The sequence below is a fragment of the Cytophagia bacterium CHB2 genome (genome assembly GCA_030263535.1).
Classification (GTDB): domain Bacteria; phylum Zhuqueibacterota; class Zhuqueibacteria; order Zhuqueibacterales; family Zhuqueibacteraceae; genus Coneutiohabitans.
The window spans coordinates 1-8,171 of record SZPB01000299.1 but is presented as its reverse complement, the minus strand read 5'-3'; the positions used below and the strand labels follow the sequence as shown (position 1 = coordinate 8,171).

The following is an 8,171-nucleotide window of genomic DNA, read 5'->3' as shown; positions in this document are numbered from 1 at the left end:
AAGCGACCTTAACAAAAAACTACAACCTGGCTGATCTCAACACCTGGGGCGAAGAAATTGTCACCGGCGGCCATCACGTTAACGGCTTGGAAGTGGACATTTCGCGGCGCAGCATGGTGTGGAGCTATCCCAAGTACGATGATTTCATCATTCATCAGGTCACGATTACGAACACTGAGTTTGCCACGATCAGCGATTTGCATTTCGGCATGCGCTACGGCGTTCGTGTGACGCAACGCTCGGGCACGCGCGGCGACGAGAAATACGGCTGGGATGCAGCGCATCAGCTCTTCTATTTTTATGATCATCAGAGCTTCAACTTTCAAGATGAAACACCGGTGCAATGGACGTTCGGCGTCGGCCCGCAGCGCGGCGACATTTCCGACTCGCGCGATATTCGCTCTCCGGGCACGCGCGAAACCGAGCTGGATGCCGCCGGCTATTTCGCCGCTGTTGTGCTGGATTCTTCCGGCGCGCGGGTTTATCAGAATATTTTGGAACACACCGGTCAGGGCGTGACCGAAGGCGCCGCGCGCGAAGACATCATGTTCATTCAAGAAGTGGATGAGGCGCCGCGTTTCAAAGAAGTGATGACGCATCAGCAACCGCGGCGTTCCTGGGATGAGGCGCGCGCGGCCGGCGGAGAGGGTGGAACCAAATATGAGCGCCGTCCGGAATTTTTGTTGAGCGTTGGTCCGCTGGAGTTGCCTCCGTTTGCCTCGATTGTGCTGGTGTTTGCCGAGGTGATGGGCGAAATGGATCGCGCCAAAATCGTGCAAGGTGGTGTGGAGAACATTGATCTGCTGGCAACCGCCTCGCGCGATTCCTTGCTGGCCAATGTGCGCGCGGCGCGCGAGCTGCATCGCAATTTCTATCTGCCTGCTTATCATCCCCCCATGACGCCGACCGATGGGGAGAACAGCCTGACGCTGACGGCCGGGCCTGGAGAGGTTGCAATCGCATGGCCACCGATTCCCGAAAGCTATCGCGATCCGCTTAAAGGCGTGAATGATTTCGCCGGCTACCGCGTCTATCGTTCCTCGTATTTCACCATCGGCCCCTGGACGCTGATTGCCGAGATTCCCAAAGAGTCTGCGCAAATTGTTGCTGGCAACGTGCAGTTTGTCGACAGCAATCTGCCTTTTGGCGTAGGCAATTATTACTGCGTGACGAGTTATGATACCGACGGATATGAAAGCGGCAAAGTGAACAACAATCGCTTTCCGGTTTATCCGTTTCGCGCGCCGAATACGGATTTTCCCCGCCATGTCTATGTCGTGCCCAATCCGTTTCGGCAGCACAGCGGCTTGCTGGGCCAGGGCGAACGCTTCCGCATGGAGTTCATCGGCCTGCCCGCCAAATGTGTGATCAAAATTTATACGCTCACCGGAGATCTGGTGCAAGAGATCAAACACGATGATGGCAGCGGCTCGACTTCGTGGGGCAGCATCCGGCAATTGGATTATCAACTTAATCGCTGGATGCTGGGCGTCGCGCCTGGAGTTTATATTTATCATGTCGAATCGCAGGTCTCCGGCCAGGAGGGGCAATCGTATGTGGGAAAATTTGCGATTGTGAAATGAAGAGACAGAAGCCCTGGCGCAGGAGCATTGCGCTGTAGTTCTAACTCAATCAAATTTGGCGATTATTCATTGGCCATTGATCATTGATCGTTCATCATTGGAAAAGAATGTTGACTCGTAAATGAATGGCGAATGGATGGAGAACACGCATGAAGAAGACGACACGATTTTGCTTATTGTTAGCGGCCTCCGGCTTAATTCATGTTGCCTCTCCGCTGCTTGCACAAGTCGGTATTCCTCCCAATGACATCGAGCGCGTCGGGCAGTCGGGCTGGCAGTTTTTGAAAATCAATCCGGATCCCAGCCAGGCCGCGATGGGCGGCGCGTTCACCGCGATTTCGCGCAGTGATGCCAATGCCGTGCTGGGCAACCCGGCAGCGCTGGCGGGCGTGACGAAATATGATTTGCAACTCAACACCGTGCGCTGGATCGCGGATATCACGCATCAATCCGCGGCGTTTGCCGCCAATGTCGAAGGCCTGGGTGTTTTTGCACTCAGTTTTGTGACGCTGGATTATGGCGATATTCCGGAAACCATAAACAGTCTGATTCCCAGCGAGAATCGCACCGACGCCCTCGTTACCGGCAGCTTTTTTTCCGCGCGCGACATGGCTTTGGGCTTGAGCTTCGGCCGCAAAATCACCGATAAACTCGCGATGGGGGGCAGCGTGCGCTGGCTGCAGCAAAAAATTGCGGAATTGAGCATGACGAATTGGTCGCTCGATTTTGGCACGGTTTATTACACCGGTTTCAAAAGCCTGCGTCTGGCGATGAGTGCGCGCAATTTTGGCCCGGACTCGCATCTCACCGGCTGGAGCGAACAATATCAAGCCGAGCCGGATGATATTCGCATGCCGATCGATTTTCGCGTAGGCCTGGCCATGGATTTCCTGAATGAAAAGGAAAGTCCGCATTTGGTCACGGTCGCGCTTGATGGTGATCATCCCAACGATGGTCCGGAGCGGTTTCATCTCGGTGCCGAATATTTTTTTGAGCGGAAGCTTGCTCTGCGCGCGGGGTATCGCTTCAATTATGACGAGCAAGGCTTGACCTTCGGCGCCGGTGTGAACTATGCCGTTTCGAATTTATCCGGCAGCGCGAATTATGCCTTTGCCGATTTTGGCGCGTTGTCGCAGGTGCATATGTTTTCCTTCGGCCTGGCGTTTTAAGAAGTCGTTCTGCCGGATTTCGCGGATCGGCGCCTTTCCACATTTGGTGAAGAGGAGATCGCTTTGTTCGTTAGCCGTTTGCTCTGCTGCCTGACTATCTATGTGAGTTCGTTTTTGTTCTTACCACAAAAGTTGTGTGCGCAAGCAGCGCATGTTACTCGGCTGGGCAATTTTGGCAAGGGCGAGGGAGAAGCGCAGGCAGTATATGCCGCTGGCACGATTGTCTATTTTGGCGTTGGCGCACAACTACGCGTTGCGAATTTTGGCGATCCCCAAAATCCGCAAACGATTGCACAACTCACATTGCCCGAACGTGTTAACGATCTATCCGGCATTGAATTGTCCGGACAACCGCACGTGGTTGCCGCCGGAGGGCCGCGCGTGTTCATTGTCAATGTCGATAACCCGTTCGATCCGCAACTTGCGCGAACGATCGAGGTCGGCGGCACATGTGAGGGCGTCGCGGTTGACGGCGCGATTGTTCACCTTGCCGCAGGCGAGGCTGGGTATAAAATTTTTGATTTGGCGAATCTCTCTAATCCCGTGTTGCTGGCCGCTATTGATTCGCTGGCCTATTGCGAAAGCATTATGCTGGAAAATTCGCTGGCATGCTTGGCGGCCGGTAACCGTTCTCACGTTCTTGATGTTGCCAATCCGGGACAACCGCTTTGGTTGAGCAAGATTGCCGCAGCAACCGGCGGATATCATCAGTATGCCGGCTTGCATCGGGGTTTTGCTTATGTGTGCGATTATAATCTGGGTTTGCAGATTTATGATCTCACCAATCCGGCATCACCGCAATTCACCGCCTCAGCGGCAACCGGGCCGCAAGTATCGCGCCTTGTGTTTGCGGAAAATTTGGGTTACGTCGCAAACGGCGACCAGGGCATTCGCATCTTTGATTTTTCCAATCCGGCAGCGCCGGTGCAATTAAGCCGTTTTGACACGCCCGGCAGCGCAGCCTCATTGGTTTTTGTGGCGGAACCCGAGCCGCCTCCGCCGCCCCTCGTGCAAGAGGAAGTCTATAATCCAAGCTCGTTGAATTATCTCTTGTTTCGCGCCCAAAACCAACGCGCGGTGCAGGACGGTAAATTCCCGGTGATCATCTCGCTGCACGGCATCGGCGAGCGCGGTAGTGATTTGCGCCGCTTGAAAGCAGGAGGCTTGCCGCGCATTCTCGACGGCAACAATGATTTTCCGTTCTTTGTCATTTCACCGCAATGCCCGGCAAATACCGAATGGTATTATGATCGCACCGATTTGCTCATCCGGAAGTTGGTTGAGGAAGTTTTGGCGCGTTATCCCGTCGATCGCCGCCGGGTTTATATTACCGGCTACAGCATGGGCGGCATCGGCACATGGGACATGGGCATTCGCCATCCCAACTTGTTTGCTGCAGCCGCACCCATCGCAGCGCGCGGTGAAGAAGGGTGGGAGGTTTGCGCCATGACGGAAATTCCGGTTTGGGCTTTTCATGGCGACCGCGATGAGGTTGTGCCTCTGTCCGCCGGACAACGCATGGTCGACCAATTTCGAAACTGTGGCGGCGAGATCACTTTTACGATTTATTCCAATACCGGCCACGATGCCTGGACAAAAACGTATAGCAACCCGCTGTTGTATGAATGGTTTTTGAGCAAGAGCCGCTGACACTACCATTAAGATAGCTTGCGATTCGCGTGATGAATTCATGCCTCTTTGCAAAGAGCTAACGAATTGCAGATGATCAACTCAACTTGACCGCCATCATGCCCAACAAAGTCGTCATCGTCGGAAGTTATGATACAGACCTGACCATTAAAACCAATCGCATTCCGCAATCGGAAGAGACGATCGTCGGTGGAAAATTTTCGATGACTGCCGGCGGCAAAGGCGCGAATCAAACCGTGGTCGCGGCGCGCGCGCCGGCGCACAGGTTTGGTTCGTGAGATGCGTAGGCAATGATGAACTCTGGCATGAAGCCATCCAGCGCCTGCAAGAGGAGGAGTTAATTGTGATTTTGTCACACGCGATCATCACGAGCCTACCGGCACGGACTTCATCATCGTCGATGAACGATGTTTTTAGCGGATCGTTCAGCGCTTTTTTGCTGCCGATGCGATTGTTGCAAGAGGCGGAGTTGTTGGCCTCCGCAGGGGCAGTGCTGTCCGTCACAAAAATTGGCGCCATGAATTCCGCGCCGCATCTGCTCGAGATCCAGAATTTTTTGCAGCAACACAATCAACCTAGTTTTTTGTGATCCTTATCAAGCTTAAGGAGGTCGAACATGAAGCGCTTGAAACAATGGGCGCGCGGCGCAATCGTTTGCTGTTTTTCGCTGGTCGCCTCAGGGACATTTGCGCAAGATGCCTTAAATGTTACCGCCGCCGGCAATTTCGGCAAGGGTGAGGGCGAATCCAAAGCGGTGTTTGCCGCCGGCTCGTTGGTTTATTATGCCGTGGGCGAAAAATTGCAAATCGCAAGTTTCTCTGATCCCGCCAACCCGCTGAAAGTTGCGAGTGTAACGTTGCCGAACATCATCGAAGATATCGTGCGCACCTCCATCAACAGCGTGCAGCATCTGGTGGTCGTGGGCGGCCCGAGAATGTGGCTGATCAACGTTCAAAACCCCACCACGCCCTCGGTCGTTTCGACCGTCAACATCGGCAGCACCTGTGAAGGTTTGGCAACCAGCGGCACCAACGCCTACGTGGCAGCCGGCGGTTTGGGCTTGCAGATTTACAACATCAGCAACCCGGCGAGTCCCGCGTTTGTTGCCGGCATTGATACGCTGGAATATTGCGAAAGCGTGGTGATTTCCGCGCCCTATGCTTACATCGCCGCCGGCTCGCGCAGCCATATCGTGAATATTTCGAATCCTGCCGTGCCCACAGTCGCCGGGCAATATCGCGCGCGGGGTTATCATCAATACGCCAACGTTCGCGCCGGGCATTTATATGTTTGCGATTTTGATCTGGGCCTGGATGTTGTCAACGTCACGAATCCCGCCAGCCCGGCGTTTGTGACCACAATGGATACGGGTTTCCGCACGGCGCGCATCGTGTTTGACGGCAACTACGGCTATATTGCCAACGGCGATTCCGGCATGCGCATTATCGACGTTTCGAACATCGCGGCGCCCGCTGAAGTCGCGCTGCATGACACGCCCGGCCGCGCGGCCTCGGTTTATTTTGGCGCAATTACGATCAACGGTTCGCCAACTGGGCATATTTTTGTTGCGGACCGTACTGCCGGTCTGCGCGCCATTAACGTGTCCAACCCCGCTTCACCCTCGGAATCCGGCGCGATTAATATTGTGGCCTCCGCCAGTGGTACAGCGTATACGTCATTCGTTTTGGATAATAAAGCGTATGTCGCCTATGGCACTTCCGGCCTGCGCATCATCGATGTTGCCAATCCCAACAATCCGGCACTGCTTGGTGAGATTGACACGCCCGGCGATGCGCGCGCTGTGGTGGTGGGCAACAATCATGCATATGTAGCCGATCGCGACGCCGGTGTGCGTGTGATCGATGTTTCCAATCCCAGCCAGCCTGTGGAAGTTACAAATGTCGCCACGCCGCGCGCGCGAGGCGTCGCCATCAGTGGAAATTATGTTTATGTTGCCGCCAGTGATAGCGGCCTGGTAGTTTTGGATATTACGGCGCCGGCAAACCCGGTTTGGTTGAAATCGGTTCCCGCGCTTTATGGTGAAAATGTGGCGGCCTTTGGCAATGTTGCCGCCATCACCGATTATGGCAAAATTCGTTTTTATGATGTCACCAATCCTGCCAATCCCGTGCATGGCGGCGAAACCGCGAGCTTTTCCACGGGCAATGAAGGGTTTGGCATCGCAGGAAATTATGCCTACATCCCGGACGGCGATAAGTTGCTGGTGTATGATATTTCGAATCTCGCAGCGCCGGCGCAAGTGGGCAGTGTTACGCACGGCGGCTATAGCTACATCGCGTCCGTCGATGGCAACTACGCTTATGTCGCGGCGGAAGGCGCCGGCCTGCGTGTGATCGATGTCAGCAATCCTGCCAGTCCGCAAGAAGTTGGTTATTACGACGGCCCTTCGGATGCGCGCGGTGTCGTTGCGGTGGGCGGCTATGCTTACGTTACCGAACGCGCCGACGGTATGACGATCTATCACAATGATCTGGTTACCGGAGTCGAAGAAAATAGCAGCGGCCTTCCGGAGCGCTTTGCGCTGCATCAAAATTATCCGAACCCGTTCAATCCCAGCACAAAAATCAGTTTTGCATTGAACCGGCCTGCGCACGTTAAATTGGACGTGCAAAACATTCTTGGCCAAACCCTCGCGACGCTGGTGAATGAATGGAAGGCTTCCGGCTCGCATACCGTCGTTTTCGAAGCGTCGCATCTGGCCAACGGCGTTTATCTCTATCGTCTGGAAGCCGGCGGCAACGTGCAAGTGCGCAAGCTGGTTTTGATGAAATAAATTGCCGAATGAGGTTTGCTGCGACGCAACGTTGTAGCACTTGACGACTAGGCCTTCATGCGTTCATGCTCTTGCTCGTCTATGAAGATATTCGAAAACGGGCAAGAGTATGAGTATTAAAGTACGAATTGATTTTTTTGCTGAATGACCCCGGGAATGAACGCCCTCAAACAAGTTCGGATTTTTATTGCCGTCGCCGCCGGTTGCGCCGCTTTGTCAGCCCACGCGCAAATCGACATGCGGGCCACGGCGCGTTTGCATTTTCGCGCCCAGGAGGATTCGGCGAATTGGTTCGAAGGCTATGCGCGGATGCTTTCGGGGACGCCAGCGCCCTATCCCTCACATCGCAGCGAGGGTGCGCCGGTTCCGGCTGTTGTTGCTCGCACCCAGGGAAGCGAAGCCTCCATTGTTTGGGAGACGGCGGCGCTTCCTCCGCGCTGGGCCGGAACACACGCAACATTCGTGTGGGCTTGTGGCATCGGCAGCAATTTGGGTGAAGAAAAATTTCAGCTTACGCTCAATGATAAGCATGAGTTCGTTTTTTCATCGCTGATGCAACCGGCTTGGCAGGTTGAAGGAGAATCCGGGGCTCGCCTGGCATTCACCGCGGTATATCAAAATCATAATCGCGCTTATTTTGGTTATATGACATTGCGCATGCCGGCAACTTGGGTGCGCGCCGGCCGGGCAGCGAGTATTAAAATCACCGGCGTCACGGCTGCTAAAGAAATTTGGTATAGAACCTTTGCTTACACCGACGCTCTGGCCTTCCTGCGTAAGCGGGAAAGCAAACGAATTTTCTCGGAGTTGAAATTTTGGAATCTCGGCGACGCCGAGCTGCAACTTTTTGCGCACGCCAACTTAACCGGCCAGAGCATTGCCGCTTTTTCCGGAAGGCAGCAACTTGGCGAGAAAGCATTTGAGCTTGAAAGTGACCTGGCCGTTGCGCGCCTGACCATCCCGCGCGAACAGCAG

6 protein-coding genes are annotated in these 8,171 nt (G+C 54.6%); all 6 read left to right on the top strand.

The genetic code is table 11. The annotated features are described in order from the left end of the window. Positions 1–1,708 precede the first annotated feature (1,708 nt). Positions 1,709–2,752, top strand: a complete 1,044-nt coding sequence (locus FBQ85_22640; GenBank protein MDL1877940.1) for a PorV/PorQ family protein — start codon at positions 1,709–1,711, stop codon at positions 2,750–2,752. 63 nt (positions 2,753–2,815) lie between these two features. Next, on the top strand, positions 2,816–4,402 hold the full coding sequence (locus FBQ85_22635) for a hypothetical protein (GenBank protein ID MDL1877939.1): 1,587 nt from the start codon (positions 2,816–2,818) through the stop codon (positions 4,400–4,402). Positions 4,403–4,500: 98 nt separating this feature from the next. Further along, complete coding sequence (locus FBQ85_22630) at positions 4,501–4,680, top strand: hypothetical protein (protein MDL1877938.1); 180 nt, start codon at positions 4,501–4,503, stop codon at positions 4,678–4,680. Between the two features lie 65 nt (positions 4,681–4,745). Then, on the top strand, positions 4,746–4,991 hold the full coding sequence (locus FBQ85_22625; GenBank protein ID MDL1877937.1) for a hypothetical protein: 246 nt from the start codon (positions 4,746–4,748) through the stop codon (positions 4,989–4,991). A 27-nt stretch (positions 4,992–5,018) separates the two neighbouring features. After that, positions 5,019–7,196, top strand: a complete 2,178-nt coding sequence (locus FBQ85_22620; GenBank protein ID MDL1877936.1) for a T9SS type A sorting domain-containing protein — start codon at positions 5,019–5,021, stop codon at positions 7,194–7,196. A gap of 156 nt (positions 7,197–7,352) precedes the next feature. Further along, positions 7,353–8,171 (top strand): hypothetical protein (locus FBQ85_22615; protein MDL1877935.1); only part of this gene is annotated, 819 nt, incomplete at its 3' end.